Annotated in this window: 16 protein-coding genes, 1 tRNA gene and 1 pseudogene; 12 read left to right on the forward strand and 6 right to left on the reverse strand. The window is 72.0% G+C overall.

The window, feature by feature from the left end:
• Positions 1 to 67 precede the first annotated feature (67 nt).
• The 8 genes from ACZ3OF_RS01455 to ACZ3OF_RS01490 are packed head-to-tail and all read left to right on the forward strand — an operon-like array spanning position 68 to position 8105.
• Positions 68 to 1180: an inositol-3-phosphate synthase gene (locus ACZ3OF_RS01455; protein WP_467302022.1), complete on the forward strand. Its 1113-nt coding sequence runs from the start codon at positions 68 to 70 to the stop codon at positions 1178 to 1180.
• Complete coding sequence (locus ACZ3OF_RS01460) at positions 1177 to 2124, forward strand: SCO3242 family prenyltransferase (protein WP_467302023.1); 948 nt, start codon at positions 1177 to 1179, stop codon at positions 2122 to 2124. Before ACZ3OF_RS01455 ends, ACZ3OF_RS01460 begins: the two co-directional genes overlap by 4 nt.
• Positions 2121 to 3011, forward strand: a complete 891-nt coding sequence (locus ACZ3OF_RS01465; protein WP_361666904.1) for a sugar phosphate isomerase/epimerase family protein — start codon at positions 2121 to 2123, stop codon at positions 3009 to 3011. Before ACZ3OF_RS01460 ends, ACZ3OF_RS01465 begins: the two co-directional genes overlap by 4 nt.
• Entirely contained in the window at positions 3005 to 3559 is a 555-nt protein-coding gene (locus ACZ3OF_RS01470; protein WP_361666903.1) for an EboA domain-containing protein, read from the forward strand. The genes ACZ3OF_RS01465 and ACZ3OF_RS01470 overlap by 7 nt, the downstream gene beginning before the upstream one ends.
• Complete coding sequence (locus tag ACZ3OF_RS01475; protein ID WP_361666901.1) at positions 3559 to 4407, forward strand: TatD family hydrolase; 849 nt, start codon at positions 3559 to 3561, stop codon at positions 4405 to 4407. Before ACZ3OF_RS01470 ends, ACZ3OF_RS01475 begins: the two co-directional genes overlap by 1 nt.
• Before the next feature lie 11 nt (positions 4408 to 4418).
• Positions 4419 to 5588, forward strand: coding sequence for a metabolite traffic protein EboE (gene eboE, locus ACZ3OF_RS01480; RefSeq protein WP_467302027.1), 1170 nt, complete (start codon positions 4419 to 4421; stop codon positions 5586 to 5588).
• On the forward strand, positions 5585 to 6982 hold the full coding sequence (locus ACZ3OF_RS01485) for an alkaline phosphatase family protein (RefSeq protein WP_361666898.1): 1398 nt from the start codon (positions 5585 to 5587) through the stop codon (positions 6980 to 6982). The genes eboE and ACZ3OF_RS01485 overlap by 4 nt, the downstream gene beginning before the upstream one ends.
• A gap of 49 nt (positions 6983 to 7031) precedes the next feature.
• Entirely contained in the window at positions 7032 to 8105 is a 1074-nt protein-coding gene (locus ACZ3OF_RS01490; RefSeq protein ID WP_467302030.1) for a sugar phosphate isomerase/epimerase family protein, read from the forward strand.
• An 18-nt stretch (positions 8106 to 8123) separates the two neighbouring features.
• Here the strand turns inward: ACZ3OF_RS01490 and ACZ3OF_RS01495 are convergent.
• Together ACZ3OF_RS01495 and ACZ3OF_RS01500 are read right to left on the reverse strand one after the other, a co-directional pair.
• A pseudogene (locus tag ACZ3OF_RS01495) lies at positions 8124 to 8351 on the reverse strand (MFS transporter); the annotation flags it as partial.
• A 33-nt stretch (positions 8352 to 8384) separates the two neighbouring features.
• Entirely contained in the window at positions 8385 to 9653 is a 1269-nt protein-coding gene (locus tag ACZ3OF_RS01500) for a DUF2254 domain-containing protein (protein WP_361667330.1), read from the reverse strand.
• Between the two features lie 271 nt (positions 9654 to 9924).
• On the opposite strand from ACZ3OF_RS01500, the gene ACZ3OF_RS01505 reads away from it, so the two are divergent.
• Positions 9925 to 10009, forward strand: a tRNA-Leu gene (locus ACZ3OF_RS01505).
• Positions 10010 to 10202: 193 nt separating this feature from the next.
• On the opposite strand, the gene ACZ3OF_RS01510 is transcribed toward ACZ3OF_RS01505, so the two are convergent.
• Genes ACZ3OF_RS01510 through ACZ3OF_RS01520 form a run of 3 tightly spaced genes read right to left on the reverse strand, consistent with a single transcriptional unit; the run spans position 10203 to position 11810 of the window.
• Positions 10203 to 10916 (reverse strand): class I SAM-dependent methyltransferase, encoded by a 714-nt coding sequence (locus ACZ3OF_RS01510; RefSeq protein WP_467302032.1) that lies wholly within the window; start codon positions 10914 to 10916, stop codon positions 10203 to 10205.
• On the reverse strand, positions 10885 to 11367 hold the full coding sequence (locus ACZ3OF_RS01515) for a hypothetical protein (RefSeq protein ID WP_467302034.1): 483 nt from the start codon (positions 11365 to 11367) through the stop codon (positions 10885 to 10887). The genes ACZ3OF_RS01510 and ACZ3OF_RS01515 overlap by 32 nt, the downstream gene beginning before the upstream one ends.
• A gap of 5 nt (positions 11368 to 11372) precedes the next feature.
• Positions 11373 to 11810 carry an ATP-binding protein gene (locus ACZ3OF_RS01520; RefSeq protein WP_361666891.1) on the reverse strand — a complete coding sequence of 146 codons (438 nt, stop codon included), beginning with the start codon at positions 11808 to 11810 and terminating at the stop codon, positions 11373 to 11375.
• A gap of 255 nt (positions 11811 to 12065) precedes the next feature.
• On the opposite strand from ACZ3OF_RS01520, the gene ACZ3OF_RS01525 reads away from it, so the two are divergent.
• From ACZ3OF_RS01525 to ACZ3OF_RS01535, 3 genes are all read left to right on the forward strand, one after another.
• The gene (locus ACZ3OF_RS01525; RefSeq protein ID WP_361440456.1) at positions 12066 to 12929 is read left to right on the forward strand and encodes a helix-turn-helix domain-containing protein; all 864 of its coding nucleotides are present in this window, start codon (positions 12066 to 12068) and stop codon (positions 12927 to 12929) included.
• A complete protein-coding gene (locus ACZ3OF_RS01530; protein WP_137992288.1) occupies positions 12930 to 13166 on the forward strand; it encodes a DUF397 domain-containing protein in 237 nt (78 codons plus the stop codon).
• A 77-nt stretch (positions 13167 to 13243) separates the two neighbouring features.
• Positions 13244 to 14050, forward strand: coding sequence for an SAM-dependent methyltransferase (locus ACZ3OF_RS01535; RefSeq protein WP_467302039.1), 807 nt, complete (start codon positions 13244 to 13246; stop codon positions 14048 to 14050).
• A 74-nt stretch (positions 14051 to 14124) separates the two neighbouring features.
• Here the strand turns inward: ACZ3OF_RS01535 and ACZ3OF_RS01540 are convergent, their stop codons facing one another.
• Entirely contained in the window at positions 14125 to 16029 is a 1905-nt protein-coding gene (locus ACZ3OF_RS01540; RefSeq protein WP_467302041.1) for a M64 family metallopeptidase, read from the reverse strand.
• Positions 16030 to 16075 lie beyond the last annotated feature (46 nt).

A 16075-nucleotide genomic window follows, 5' to 3' on the forward strand; every position in this document is an offset into this window, starting at 1 on the left:
GGCGGCGGGCGGGGAGGCGCCGTACCCCCCGCCCGCCGTCTCCACCACAGTCCAGGGAGGCAGAGTCGTGACCACAGGAACACGTACGGGAGTCTGGCTCATCGGGGCGAGAGGCTCCGTGGCCACCACGGCGATCGCCGGCTGCGCCGCGACCACGGCGGGCCTGCACCCACCGACCGGCATGGTGACCGAGACCGACGCCTTCGCCTCGGCCGGCCTCCCGCCCCTGGCCTCCCTCGTCTTCGGCGGACACGACACGGCGACGTGTCCGCTGCCCAAGCGGGCCGAGGAACTCACGGCCGCGGGTGTCCTCCCGCACGGCCTCGCCGCCGCCGTCGCGGCCGAACTCGCGGCCGCCGACACGGAGATCCGCCCCGGCGGACCGCTGCCCGGCGACAGCCACGATGCGGTGGAACTGATCACCTCCTTCGCCGCCGACATGACCGACTTCCGGGACCGGCTGGACCTGGACCGGGTCGTCGTCGTCAACGTGGCGTCCACGGAGCCGGCGCCGGGGGGCGCCGCGCTCCCACCCAGCTCCCTCTACGCGGCCGCCGCCCTGCGCGCCGGCTGCCCCTACGTCAACTTCACCCCCTCCACCGGGCTGCGCCACCCCGCGCTCGCCGACGCCCTCGCCGCGAGCGGCCTTCCCCACGCGGGCCGCGACGGCAAGACCGGCCAGACCCTCCTGCGCTCCGTCCTCGCCCCGATGTTCCACCAACGCGCCCTGACCGTACGGGCCTGGTCGGGCACCAACCTGCTGGGCGGCGGCGACGGCGCGGCCCTCGCCGACCCGGCCGCCGCCGCGGCGAAGAACGCCGGCAAGGAACGGGTCCTCGCGGACGTCTTCGGCCATGTCCCCGAGGGCGAGGTCCACATCGACGAGGTCCCGGCGCTGGGGGAGTGGAAGACGGCCTGGGACCACATCGCCTTCGACGGCTTCCTCGGCTCCCGGATGATCCTCCAGACCACCTGGCAGGGCTGCGACTCGGCCCTCGCCGCACCTCTCGTCCTCGACCTGGCCCGGCTCACGGCCCGCGCCCACGAACAGGGCCTCGCCGGCCCGCTGGAGGACCTCGCCTTCTACTTCAAGGACCCGGAGGGCACGTCGTCCGCCTGCCTCGCGGACCAGTACGCGCGCCTCGTGGCGTTCGCCGCGCGCCTGGGGGAGGTCCGGTGAGCCAGGCGAGCGGACGCGCGGCCGCCTGGGCGGAGCTGCTGCGCGTCTCCGCCCTGGCCACGGTGCCGGGCGACGCCCTGGCGGGCGCGGCGGCCGCGGGCCTGCGCCCCAACCGCTCGACCCTGCTGGCCATCGGCTCCTCCCTCTGTCTGTACGAGGCCGGCATGGCGCTCAACGACTGGGCCGACCTCGCTGAGGACGCCGTCGACCGCCCCCACCGCCCCCTCCCCTCCGGCCGCATCACCCCTCGCGCCGCCCTCGGCGCCTCCGCCGCCCTCACGGCCGCCGGCCTCACCCTCGCCGCCCGCGCCGGCCGCCCCGCCCTCGCGACCGCCACCGTCCTCGCCGCGACGGTCTGGTCCTACGACCTCCACCTCAAACACACCCCGGCCGCCCCCGCGACCATGGCGACGGCCCGCGCCGTGAACCTCCTCCTCGGCACGATCGCGACGACGACGGGGCGCCCCGGCGCACGACGTGATGGCCGCCCGCCCCTCGCCGCCCTCCCTTCGGCCGCCCTGCTGGGCGCCCACACCTACGCGGTGACCGCGGTCTCCCGCCATGAGGCCCAGGGCGGCTCGACACGCACCCCGCTCCTGGCCCTCGCCGCGACCGTGGCCCTGGCCGCCGTCGCATCCAGGCCGCCCACCGGAGCAGGGACGCGGGCCCCGGGGGCTGCCGTCCCCGGGCGCCGCGCTCCGACAGTCGCGGTCACGGCCGCCCTGGCCTTCGCCTACGCCCGGACCCCGGCCGCCCCTCTCCTCCACGCGGCCCTCAACCCGTCACCTCCCCTCACCCAGCGCTCCGTCGGCGCCGGTATCCGTGCCCTGATCCCCCTCCAGGCGGCCCTCGCCGCCCGCGCCGGTGCGCCCGGCACCGCGCTCCTGGTGCTCGGCCTCGCCCCGCTCGCCCGTGCCCTCGCCCGGAAGGTGAGCCCGACATGAGCCCCAGACCACCCGCCGTCCGCTTCGGCTACGGCACCAACGGCCTCACCGACCTCCGGCTCGACGACGCCCTCGCCCTCCTCGCCGACCTCGGCCACGACGGCGTCGGCCTCACCCTCGACCACATGCACCTCGACCCCCTCGCCCCCGACCTCCCCGCCCGCACCGCCGCCGTGGCCCGGCGCCTGGACGCGCTCGGCCTCGGGGTGACCGTCGAGACCGGCGCCCGCTACGTCCTCGACCCGCGCCGCAAGCACGGCCCTTCCCTCCTCGACCCGGACCCCGATGCCCGCGCCGCCCGCGCCCGTCTCCTCCTGCGTGCCGTCCGCGTCGCCGCCGACCTCGGCGCCCACGCCGTGCACTGCTTCAGCGGAATCACCCCCGCGGACACCTCCGACGAGACCGCCTGGAAGCGACTCGCCACCTCTCTCACCCCCGTTCTCGAGGCCGCGGCCGCCGCCCGCGTCCCCCTCGCCATCGAACCCGAACCCGGCCACCTCCTCGCCACCCTGGACGACTTCCACACACTGCGCGGCCTCCTCGGCGACCCGGACCCCCGCCACCTCGGCCTCACCCTCGACATCGGCCACTGCCAGTGCCTGGAACCCGCGTCCCCCGCAGACTGCGTCCGCGCCGCCGCGCCCTGGCTGCACCACGTCCAGATCGAGGACATGCGTCGCGGTGTCCACGAACACCTGCCGTTCGGCGACGGCGAGATCGACTTCCCGCCCGTCCTCGCCGCCCTGGCCGATGTCACCGCCACCGGCTACCCGGGCCTGACGGTCGTCGAACTGCCCCGCCACTCCCACGCCGGCCCCGAACTCGCCCGCTCCTCCCTCGCGTTCCTGCGCCGTCACTCCACCCCGCGGGAGGCCCCGGCATGCTGACCGCCACCGCCCAGGCCTGGCTGGACGAGGCCCTCGCCGCCGCCACCGCCCGCACCACCCTCTGGGAGCTGCGCTTCGCCTCCGCCGGCCGGCACTGCGGCGCCGAGCACGCCGACTCCGTCCGCGTCCTCCTCCTCAAGGCGGCACGCGCCGACACGGCCGTCCTCACCCGCCTCTACCACCACGGCTCCGCCGCCGAACGCCGGGCCGTGCTCCTCTCCCTCCCCTCACTCGTCGCAGGACCCGAGGCCCTGCCCCTTGTCGAGGACGCGCTGCGCGCCCACGACACCGACCTGGTCGCGGCCGCCCTCGGCACCTACGCGGCCACCCACCTCGCCCCCCACGCCTGGCGCCACGCCGTCCTCAAGTGCCTCTTCACCGGCGTCCCCGTCGACGCCCTCGCCGGACTGCGCGAACGCGCCCGTGGCGACACCGAGCTCGCCCGGATGCTCACCGACTACGCCGCCGAACGCACCGCCGCCGGCCGCAGCGTCCCCGCCGACCTCCACCGCGTCCTCGCCCTCACCGCCCCCACCGAGGAGTCCTGATGCGCATCTTCGACCCCCACATCCACATGTCCTCGCGCACCACGGACGACTACCAGGCCATGTACGAGGCGGGAGTCCGCGCCCTGGTCGAGCCGTCCTTCTGGCTCGGCCAGCCCCGCACCTCACCCGCCTCCTTCCTCGACTACTTCGACTCGCTCCTCGGCTGGGAGCCCTTCCGGGCCGCCCAGTACGGCATCGCCCACCACTGCACCCTCGCCCTCAACCCCAAGGAGGCCAACGACCCCCGCTGCACCCCCGTTCTCGACGCCCTGCCCCGCTACCTCGTCAAGGACAACGTCGTCGCCGTCGGCGAGATCGGCTACGACTCCATGACCCCCGCCGAGGACACCGCCCTGGCGGCTCAGCTCCAGCTCGCCGCCGACCACGGCCTGCCCGCCCTCGTCCACACCCCGCACCGCGACAAGCTCGCCGGCCTGCGCCGGACCATCGACGTCGTCCGCGAGTCCGACCTCGACCCCGAACGGGTCCTGCTCGACCACCTCAACGAGACCACCGTCAAGGAGGCCGCCGACAGCGGCGCCTGGCTCGGCTTCTCCGTCTACCCCGACACCAAGATGGACGAGGACCGCATGGTCGCCGTGCTCAAAGACCACGGCCTGGAGCGCGTCCTCGTGAACTCCGCCGCGGACTGGGGCAAGAGCGACCCGCTCAAGACCCGCAAGGTCGGAGACGCCATGCTCGCCGCCGGATTCTCCCCGGACGACGTCGACCAGGTGCTGTGGCGCAACCCCGTCGCCTTCTACGGCCTCAGCGGCCGCCTGCGGCTCGACCCCCCTTCACCGGACACATCCCACGAGGGCAACTCCATCCTCCGCGGCGGGGAATGAGGCGGCCGCCCATGCGCTTCCGCCACCCCGACGGCTCCACCGTCCACCTCGCCTACTGCACCAACGTCCACCCGGCCGAGACCCTCGACGGCGTCCTCGCCCAACTGCGCGACCACTGCGAACCGGTCCGCCGGCGTCTCGGCCGGGACCGGCTCGGCCTCGGCCTCTGGCTCGCCCGGGACGCCGCCCAGGCCCTGATCACCGACCCGGGCTCCCTGCGAGCGCTCCGGGCCGAGATCGACCGCCGCGGCCTCGAAGTCGTCACCCTCAACGGCTTCCCGTACGAGGGATTCGGCGCCGCGGAGGTCAAGTACCGCGTCTACCAGCCGGACTGGACCCGCCCCGAACGTCTCGCCCACACCACCGACCTCGCCCGTCTCCTCTCCGCACTCCTCCCCGACGACGTCACCGAAGGCTCCGTCTCCACCCTGCCGCTCGCCTGGCGCACCCCCTTCGACTCCCGCGCCGCGGACACCGCCCGTGCCGCCCTGACCACCCTCGCCGAACGCCTCGACGCCCTCGAGGAACTCACCGGAAACAGCATCCGGATCGGACTCGAACCCGAACCCGGCTGCACCGTCGAGACCACCGCCGACGCGATCGCCCCGCTCACCGCCGTGTCAAGCCCCCGCATCGGCGTCTGCGTCGACACCTGCCATCTCGCCACTTCCTTCGAAGACCCGCACACCGCCCTTGACGCCCTCGGCGCCGCCGGCATCCACGTGGTCAAGGCTCAGCTCTCCGCCGCTCTGCACGCCGAACACCCCCATCTCCCGGAGGTCCGCGCCGCGCTCGCCGCCTTCGCCGAACCCCGCTTCCTCCATCAGACCCGCACACGGACCGCCGCCGGGCTGCGGGGCACCGACGACCTTCCCGAAGCCCTCTCCGGCCGTGCCCTTCCCGACGGCGCCCCCTGGCGCGCGCACTTCCACGTCCCCCTGCACGCCCCGCCCGAGCCCCCGCTCACCTCCACTCTTCCCGTGCTCAGGACCACGCTGGCCCAGCTCGTCGGCGGTCCCCGTCCCCGCACCCACCACCTGGAGGTCGAGACCTACACCTGGCAGGCCCTGCCGGCCGACCGGCGCCCCCGCAACCGTGCCCGCCTCGCCGACGGAATCGCCGCCGAACTCACCCTGGCCCGCGACCTGCTGACCGACCTCGGCCTCAAGGAACTGCCATGACCAGCCCCCCGGCCGACACGCGGCCCACCCCCCTTCTCGTCCTCGACGTCGTCGGTCTCACTCCCCGCCTCCTGGAGCACATGCCCCATCTGCGAGCCCTCGGCCGCACCGGCTCGCAAGCGGCCCTGTCCACCGTCCTGCCGGCCGTCACCTGCACCGCCCAGACCACCTTCCTCACCGGCACCCTCCCCGCCGAGCACGGCATCGTCGCCAACGGCTGGTACTTCCGCGAACTCGGCGACGTCCTGCTCTGGCGCCAGCACAACGGCCTCGTCTCCGGCGACCGCCTCTGGGACGCCGCCCGCCGCTCCCACCCCGGCTACACCGTCGCCAACATCTGCTGGTGGTACGCCATGGGCGCCGACACCGACATCACCGTCACCCCCCGTCCCGTCTACTACGCCGACGGCCGCAAGGAACCCGACTGCTACACCCGGCCCCCGGCCCTCCACGACGAACTCACCGAGAAACTCGGCACCTTCCCCCTCTTCCACTTCTGGGGCCCCGGCGCGGATCTGGTCTCCAGCCAGTGGATCATCGACGCGACCCGGCACATCCTCCGCACCCGCCGCCCCGACCTGGCCCTCGCCTACATCCCCCACCTCGACTACGACCTCCAGCGGTACGGCCCGGACGATCCGCGCGCCTTCCGTGCCGCGGCCGACATCGACGCCGCTCTCGCCCCCCTCCTCGACGACGCCCGCGCCGAAGGTCGGACCGTCGTCGCGCTCTCCGAGTACGGCATCACCCGGGTGAGCCGCCCCGTCGACATCAACCGCGCCCTGCGCCGCGCCGGCCTCCTGGAGGTCCACACCCAGGACGGCATGGAGTACCTGGACCCGATGACCTCCCGGGCCTTCGCGGTCGCCGACCACCAGCTCGCCCACGTCTACGTCCGACGCCCCGAAGACCTCGAACTCGTCCGCGAGACGCTGGCCGGACTGCCCGGCATCGAGCGACTCCTCGACGACGAGGGCAAGAAGGAGAACGGCCTCGACCACCCCCGTTCCGGGGAGCTCGTCGCCCTCGCCGAACCCGACGCGTGGTTCACGTACTACTACTGGCTCGACGACGCGCACGCCCCCGACTTCGCCCAGCTCGTCGAGATCCACCGCAAGCCCGGATACGACCCCGTCGAACTCTTCATGGACCCGCTCGATCCCTACGTACGGATCAAGGCGGCGAAGGCGATCGCCCGCAAGAAGCTCGGCATGCGCTACCGGCTGGCGGTGGTCCCCCTGGACCCCTCGCCTATTCGCGGCAGCCATGGCCGCCTCCCCACGAGCGACGACGAAAGTCCGCTCATTCTGTGCTCCACCCCCCGCGCTGTGAGCGGCCGCGTAGCGGCCACCGATGTGAAGTCCCTCTTGCTCCGACTGGCCGGGCTTCACTGACCGGACTCCAGTGAAGCAGACCTCACCGACAACAAGGAGTTATCCACAGATGACCCGCGCCCGCCGCCTCTCGCACACGACCCCCGACCCCGAGCTCACCCACAAGCTCAGCAGACGGAACATGCTCGGCGTCGCCGCCGGCGCCACCGCCGCGGCCCTCCTCGGCGCGACCGCCCCCACCGCCGCGGCCGCGGAAGCCGGCACCGCGGACCGTGGTCACGGCCCCGACCACGGCAAGGGCCGCCCCGTCCTGCCTCCCGGCCGCCTCGGCATCCAGCTCTACTCCCTGCGCGACAAGGTCGCCACGCTCGGCTTCGCCACCGTCTTCGCCGAGCTGAGCAAGTACGGCTACGACGAGGTGGAGTTCGCCGGGTACAGCCAGGGCTCCGCGGGCCCGATCACCCTCGCCGAACTCCGGCGGCTCACCCGCGACCACGGCCTGCGCGGCATCGGCAGCCACGTCGGCTACTACTCCTCCGACCCGAACGCCTACACGTTCGCGCAGAACCTCGACAAGGTCCTCGACGACGCCCAGGCCCTCGGCCTCCCGCACATCGGCACCGCCTCCGGCCCCTGGCGCTACGGCGCCACCGTCGACGGCTGGAAGCGGTGTGCCGAGGAGTTCAACCGGTACGGGGCCGAGGCGAAGAAGCGCGGCATGAAGTTCTACCAGCACAACCACGCCGAGGAGTTCTCCTTCGCCACCGACCGCCCCGACGTCCGGCTCTACGACGTGCTGCTCGCCGAGACCGACCCCGAACTCGTCCACCTCGAAATGGACGTCTACTGGGCGTACGTGGCACAGCACCGCTTCTCCCGCCGTGTCGACGGCACCCCCGCGCCCTTCGACCCGCTGCGTTACGTCCTCGACCAGCCCCACCGCTATCCGCTCTTCCACGTCAAGGACGGCGAACGCGACGAATCCGTCCGCGACGGCTACCGGATGGCGGACGTCGGGGACGGAGACATCGACTATCGGCGCTTCATCTCCGCGGTGAACCGCACCCACCACGGGTACCGGTCCCACCACTGGCAGGCCGAACACGACAACCCGGTCGAGTCCTTCGCGTTCGCCCGCAAGTCGAGCGCGCACCTGCATTCCCTGCGCGAGAAGTACCGCTGAACCGGCGGCCCATGACGCTCACACGTCCCGGCTGATCGGCCGCGGGTTCGCCGTCGTCCGGCGGGCCCGCGGCCGCCCCGGCGGGTGCAGGAACACCGCCACGCATCCGGCGAACAGCGAGATCGACCCGGCCAGCACGAAGGCGCCGGAGTAGTCCCAGGCCGCGACCACGACCGCGCCCATACCGGAGCCGAGCAGACCCGACACCAGCTTGGAGCTGTAGACCAGGCCGTAGTTGGAGGCGTTGACCACCACCTCATGCCCTAGACCGTCGCCGGCTCACCCGATCCCCTGGCGGTCGCCCTCCAGCGCGAAGGCGCGGTCGGCCGCCTCCGGCGCCGTACGCTCCACCAGCTGCGTCAACAGCGTGCGGTGCCGGACCAGGGGCTCCCGGCGCTCGGCCGGCACCAGCGAGAGCAGATCGTCGATCCCCGCCAGCATGCGCCGGGACACCTGAGGGCTGCCCGGCGCGCAGCCCCGGATCTCGGTGAGGCCGAGATCCACCAGATCCGTCCAGTCCGGTACGTCCTGCACCAGCCGGACCGTGCCCTTGCGGTCGCGGTGGTGGACCGCCCCCAACGGGCGGTTCGCCACCGCCGCCAGGAACTGGGTGATCCGGTCCAGACACTGCACCGCCGTCGTCGGGTCGTTGACGGCGGGGGAGAGGGCCCGCAGTCCGATGTCGGCGAGCTGCCGGAGCCCGAAGCCGAGGTCCTGGTGGAAGGTCCGTTCGACCCCGACCGAGACCGCCGCCTCGATCCGGCGCGGCACGGTTCCGCCGTACACGGCCAGGATGGGCGTCCCCGGCACCACGAAGTCCCCGATCCTCGGCAGCATCCGCAGCACCACGCCGTGACGCTGGGCCAGCCGCACGAGCAGCGCGACGTTCACATCCCGCAGCACCCCGGCGCGCCCCCGGTGCAGGACGTGGTCGGTCGCCTCCCCGACATGGGCGAGCTCACCCACGTACAAGGGCTGCTTCGTGAGGACGCCGAACGCCTCCCGGGTGATCAGGTCCACCACATGCCCCACCCGCATCAGCCGCAGCGTCGAGTTCACGTACGCCACGAAGAGCAGAAGGCTCAGCGCGACCATGGCCAGGGTCAGCACCGACGACACGAGCGGCACGGTCGACACGTACCGCGGATCGGTCTCGCTGTCGTAGGAGGTGAGGACGAGCAGCGAGAGCGCGAACGTCGCGAGGAAGACGGAGAAGGCCGCCTTGGTGATGCGGCTCCGGATGAAGATACGGACGATGCGGGGGCTGAACTGTCCGCTGGCCATCTGGACGGCGACCAGCGAGATGGAGAAGACGACACCGATGAAGGTCATCATCGCCGAGCTGATCGTCGTCACGATCGTCTTGGCGTCCTCGACGATCCCGATCAGCTCGGTGACCTCGTCGTACGCCTGCTCGTCCTGTAGGTACTCGACGATGGCGGAGTCGATGGCGGAGGCGATCAGCCACAGCACGAAGACGCCGATCAGCGCGGCGACCGGGGCGAACCAGAAGGTGTCCCGCAGATGCTCCCGCATGGGCGAGAGCATCCGGGGCCTGCGGTACGTGGACCCGCGGCCGGGTGATCCGCGGTCTTCGAAGAGGTTGCTCACTCAGCGCAGGCTAGGCGGCGGTGGCCGCGACTCCTCGTATGCGTTCGACGACACACGGTGCGTCGACGCGACACGCCCGGACCTGATCAAGGACTCGGCTGTCGCCGCACCTCACTGACCACGGGAAACGTGGGTGAAAGGCACCTCAAACCCCTGGTAGAGTTATCCATGTCGCCGCGGGGAACACCCCGGGACGACACAACACCTAGTCCGGGTGGCGGAATGGCAGACGCGCTAGCTTGAGGTGCTAGTGCCCTTTATCGGGCGTGGGGGTTCAAGTCCCCCCTCGGACACAGATCGGAACGGCCCCAGATCATCTGGGGCCGTTCCGCGTTTTCCATCACCTTTCGAGGGCGCCCCACCCGGAGGGGCTACCGCCGTCGTCGCTGTCGCTGTCGCCGTCGCCGTCGACGGGCCCCGGCGGCGAGGCGGACCGGCCGCGCGGACGCCTGGGGGAGATCGCGGCGCAGGGACTGACGCGCGGGCTCACGCCTTCCGCGCCACCACCAGCCGGCACCTCGGGCTGCCGTCGTCCTGGCGGCCCAGGGAGTCGAGTGCGCGGGTCTCCACCGTGAAGCCCGCACGGGTCAGGCGGGCGCGGACGTCCGTGAGGCGGAACGTGCGGTAGTACATGACGAAGGGTGGCCGCCACAGTGCGTTCCGTACGCGCATGACCGCGTCGAAGCCCAGCAGCGTCCAGTACGGGAGCGAGCCGACGCGGGGCGGGGCCGGGAGGGGGAAGGCGAGGAGGCCGCCCGGGCGGAGGGACGCGTGGGTCTGGCGGAAGAGGGTCAGCTGATCCTTCGGGAGGAAGTGGCCGAAGGCGCCGAAGCTGACCGCCAGGTCGAACGCGGGTGCGAAGGGGAGCGCGAGCACGTCCGCGCGGACCAGGGTGGCCTTCGGATGCGCCCGGCGGGCCTCCGCCAGCATGCCCGCGCTGAAGTCGACGCCCGTGACCCTGCCGCCCACGCACAGGGACCGCAGGACGGAGAGGCCCGCGCCCGTGCCGCAGCACAGGTCGAGGCCCGCGTCGAAGGGGCCGAGGGGGCGCAGCGCGTCCGTCACCGCCGACAGCACCGGGTCCGGCGTGCGGAACGGCGTCGCGTCGAACTTCGCCGCCAGCAGGTCGTAGCCGTGCTCCACCGAGGAGAGCGCCTGGACGGTCAGCTCACGGACGGTCGGGCCCTGAGGGGTGAACATGCCCCGACACTACGCCGTCACTCGGCGTGTGGAGGGCGGTCCAGGACGGCGCGATTCCGGTCAGCTGGCAGGTCAGCAGATAGAGGGGGATCGGCGGGGTGTACGGCGAGGTGCCGTCGGGGTGGTGGATCAGGCGGGGGCCGCGGTCGGGGACCTCCGCGCCGGGGGCGTAACAGGACGGCAGGGGCCAGATCACGTCCAGGTCGGAGCCGGTCGGGACCAGCCACCACCACCAGTCCGTGTCCGCGTAGACACAGCCCTTGGCGGGCAGCCGGGACAGGATCCGGAAGCCGTAGCGCGCCGGCACGCCGACCGCGTCGCAGCCCAGCGCCGTACGGAAGTCCTCCGGGACGACCAGGCGCGTCGACGTCGCCGTGCCGGGCGAGGAGCCGAGCGACGAGCCCGGTGCGTCCGAGGCCCTGCGCGACCTCGGTGTCAGGAGGGTCGCCATCGACCTCAGCACGTGTACCCCATGCCGTGGGCCAGCTCGGCCCAGACGACCCGTGCCGTGCCGTGCCCGGTACTGTCCGCTCCCCACGCGTGGGACAGCGCCTCCACGAGAACCAGCCCCCGGCCGCGCTCCTCCTCGCCGCAGTCGCGGATCCGGGGGTCGCCCAGGCCGCCCTCGTCCCGTACGGCTATGCGCAACTGCTCTTCTCCTTCGCGCAGTTCACAGACGACATGGTTGCTCGCTGTGTGCACGACGGCGTTGGTGACCAGCTCGGAGACGATCAGCGTCACCGTGTCACGTATGTCGGGGGCACAGCCCCAGAGGATGAGCCGCTCCTCCGCCAGTCTGCGGGCGCGTGAGACCGATTCCGTGCGGGCGGGGAGTTCGAAGGCGAACCGGCGGACGTCGTGACGGAGAGCATCGGTGCGTGGGCGCTGCTGCATGACGCGGGGGCTCATAAGGTCTGAGGGAAGCGCGTTACCAGAAGCCACGACCGGTTCCTCACAACAGTGGGTAAGCAGTGCCGTGAGTCGCCCCCGTGGCGGCGCGCGGCAGCAGCGCGTACTGGTTCACCGGAATACTTTGCTCCTGACGCGGACACTTGGCAAGTGGCACTCTGAAAATTGCAGAGTGCGGTGTTCTCTCTGGCCGTGTTCGTGGCACACTCAGGCGAAACAGCGCGTCGGGGAGGTCTGAGAGTGAGCGAGCCGCGGTCCGCCCCCACGGTGGGACAGGTCGTTCTCGGCAAGCGTCTGCAGGATCTGCGCGAGCGGGCCGGCCTGAAGCGGGAGGAGGCCGCGAGGATCCTCCGTGTCGCCCCGGCCACCATCCGCCGCATGGAGACCGCGGAAGTCGCGCTGAAGATCCCGTACGTACAGCTCCTGCTGAAGGCGTACGGCATCACGGACTCCGAGGCGGAGGCGTTCGTCGCCCTCACCGAGGAGGCCAACCTTCCCGGCTGGTGGCAGCGGTTCCACGACGTGCTGCCCGGCTGGTTCTCCATGTACGTGAGCCTGGAGGGGGCCGCCGGCCTCATCCGGGAGTACGAACCCCAGTTCGTCCCCGGTCTGCTGCAGACCGAGGGGTACGCCCGCGCCATTCTGCGCAGCGGGGCGGTCGGCGGCAGCACTGCCGAGGAGATCGAACGTCATGTGGCCCTGCGGATGGAGCGGCAGTCCCTGCTGACCAGGGAGGACGCCCCGAAGTTCTGGGTGATCATGGACGAGACGGTCTTCCGCCGACCGGTCGGCGACGGGCCCGAAGTGATGCGCGACCAGCTCGACCGGCTGCTCGAAGCGTCCGAGCTGCCGAACGTCACCCTGCAGATCGCGGAGTTCTCGTCCGGCCATCATCCCGGCACCTACGGACCGTTCGTCCTCTTCCGCTTCGCCGTGCCCGAACTCCCGGACATGGTCTACAGCGAGTACCTCACCGGCGCCGTCTACCTCGACGCGCGCCCAGAGGTGGCCTCCCATCTCGAGGTCATGGACCGAATGGCGGCCCAGGCCGCGACTGCACAACGCACGAAGGAGATCCTCCGGGGTCTCCGCAAGGAGCTGTGAATGGATCGCATATACAACGGCATGCCCGCCGCGGATCTCGGTGCCGAGGGATGGCACAAGCCGTGGAGCGGCGGGAACGGGGGCAACTGCGTGGAGGCCATGAAGCTGGCCGACGGCAGAGTCGCCGTGCGACAGTCCGCAGACCCTGAAGGACCCGCGCTCATCTACACCCACGGCGAGATCGCCGCGTTCATCCAGGGAGCGAAATCCGGTCAGGCCGACTTTCTGCTCACCTGACCCCTTCCGTCACACCCCTACCGTCGCGTAACTCTTGCTGCAGTGCCAGTAGTTCCACTCCCGGACCAGGAGCCCCGATGACCCAGGAACCCGCAGCCGTACGGATCGACACCAGCAAGCCGCACCCCGCGCGGATGTACGACTGGTTCCTGGGCGGCAAGGACAACTACCCCGTCGACGAGGAGATGGCCAAGCAGCTCCTCACCCTGGACGCCCGCGGCCGGGACATGGCGCGGGTCAACCGGGCCTTCATGCACCGCGCGATCCGCTGGCTGAGCGCCAACGGCGTACGCCAGTACCTGGACATCGGCACCGGCATCCCGACCGAGCCGAACCTGCACCAGATAGCCCAGGAGTCCGCGCCGGAGTCGCGGATCGTCTACTGCGACAACGACCCGATCGTGCTCGCGCACGCGGCCGCGCTGCTGCGCTCGACCCCCGAAGGGGCCACCGAGTACATCCAGGCGGACGCCCGCGACCCCGAGGTCATCCTCGAAAGGGCCGGAAAGGTCCTTGATTTCGACCAGCCCATAGCTCTGTCGATGCTCGCCCTGCTGCACTTCGTGGGGGACGAGGACGGGGCGTCCGACCTGGTCCGCAAGCTCGTCGACCAGCTGGCGCCGGGCAGCTACCTCGTCCTCTCGCACGTCACCGGGGACTTCGACCCGGAGGGCGCCGCGAAGGCCGTCGACATGTACAAGGCTCGCGGACTGACGCTGCGGCCGCGCTCGCGCGACGAGCTGGCCGCGTTCTTCGACGGCCTGGAGCTCGTCGAGCCCGGGGTCACGCTCACCGCCGAGTGGCATCCGGAGCTGGGCGAGGTCGTCCCGGTCCAGGGCGACGACCCGATCCCGGGCTGGGCCGCCGTCGGCCGCAAGGCCTGACGGGACCCCCTGTAGGAGTGAGGGCCCGCGGACCTTTCCGGTCCGCGGGCCTTCGTGTGTCATCCCGTGCGGCGTCAGCCCCGCGGCTTCTCCAGCGTCACCAGGAACGACGTCGCGGCGCCCACATTGCCCGCCGCGTCGATCGTCCGGTACTCGACCGTGTGCGTGCCGTAGTCCGGTGTCGCGTCGTCCCACGGCACCGCCCGGCTCCGGCCCAGCTTTCCGTAGACGAGATCGTCGATGACCGTACCGCCGGGCGAGAAGCGGAAGGGCGCCTCGGCGTCGGTCGGCCAGCCGTAGTACGTGTACCAGCCGTCGCCGTCCACCCGGAACTGGCGCACCACCGCACCCGGTTGGTCGTCGCGCGCCGTCAGCTTCATCGTGAACTCGCCGTCGTAGACGTACTCGACAGGGCGTCCGGGCCGGTTCACGGTCCGTAGCGGCTCGGACAGTTCGTAGGCTCCCGTCGCCGGACGGGCGTCCACCGTCCACCTCAACTCGGCGTCAGCGCCCGGGATCCTGGCCGTGAGGGTGTGGGTGCCGGGGGTGAGGCGCAGGGAACGCAGGTCCAGATCACGGTCGTTGCCCGGATTGGCGACCTGCCGGCCGTCGAGGCGCCACCGGACGGGAAGCGTCCGGCGCGTCGGGTGGGTGGTGTCGGCGTGGACCACCGAGCGCGCGCCGACCGGCGACGTCGTCGGCGTGTGGCCCGTGAAGGCGGGCGCGGGATCGTCCCCCGGGGTGGGCAGGGCACGGTCGACGGTCCAGCTCACCGTGCGGGTCAGCGCGGCCGAACCGCGTATCGCCGGGTCCCGTACGAAGGGCGTCGGGTCGCTCACCGTCGCCGTCAGCGTGTGGGCACCGGGGGAGAGGGAGAGCGAACGCAGGTCGACGGTCCGGGCGTTGCGCGTGGAGAGCGTCCGGCCGTCCAGCCGCCACACCACGTCGAGTTCCCCGCCCAGCGGATGCAGGGTGTCGACCCACACCGTCCGGTCGGCACCGATCGGCGCCGAGTCGGGCGTGTGCCCCTGCACGAGGTTCACCTTCGCCGAGATCGCCTTCACCATGACCTCGCGCTCGACCTGGTCGAAGGCGTAACCGAGCGTCTTCATGATCGAGTGCTTGCTGGGCCGCCACACACCCTTCGTGCTGTACAGCCCGCCTTCGTGCCGGCCTATGACACCGCCCGCCTCACTCGGCTCGCCCAGCCAGCGCCACCACTTGGCGCGCTGCTCCCGCATCCGCTCCTCGGTCAGCAGGGTGTGGTGCGCCGACGTCGGCTCCGTCCCCTCGTACGTGCCGCCCGCCACACCGCGCGCGTAGTAGTCGTACTCGTCCTGGAGCCCGCCCAGGGAGTGGCCGATCTCGTGCGGGGTGATCAGCGAGGAGAGCGCGTTCCCGCCCGACGCCGTGGCGTAGCTGCCGCCCGCACCCCCGTAGGTGTCGCTGTTCGCCAGGGCCACGATCTGCCGGTTCGCGGCGCTCGTGCCCGGGACGAGATCGGCCAGGGCGGCGGCCTTCGCGCTGTCGACGGTCAGCAGCCGTTGCACGCTGTTCGGGTTGCAGCCGCCCCAGAAGGCCATGCCGAGCGGGGTGTCGCGCCGGGGCGCGTCGAGTCCCGGGTCGCAGTCCACGCCCGACTCGGGCGAAGGGACCTCCACCGCCCAGACGTTGACGTACGAACGGTACGAGGCGAACGGCTCGATGCTCCACAGCACGCCCAGATGGGTCTCGACGTCCGCCCGGAACTCGGCCGTCTCCTCGGCGGTGTAGCCGTCGCCCATGATCACCAGGTTGAACCGCTTGTCGGCGGGGCCGGTGAGCTGGACGGGGACGACGTTCGCCGGGGCGAGGGCGGAGTCGGCGGGCGTGGGGGACTCGGCGACCGCCGGTCCGGCGCCCATCAGTCCGGCGGTCAGCAGACAGCCCGTGGCGAGACGGGCCATCGCCCTTCGAAGGCGTGTGCCAGGTGAGGTCATGGGGCGCGAGCGTATGCCGCGCCCCCTGCGGCGTAAAGATGTTCGT

Source organism: Streptomyces sp. NPDC022552 (assembly GCF_055561875.1).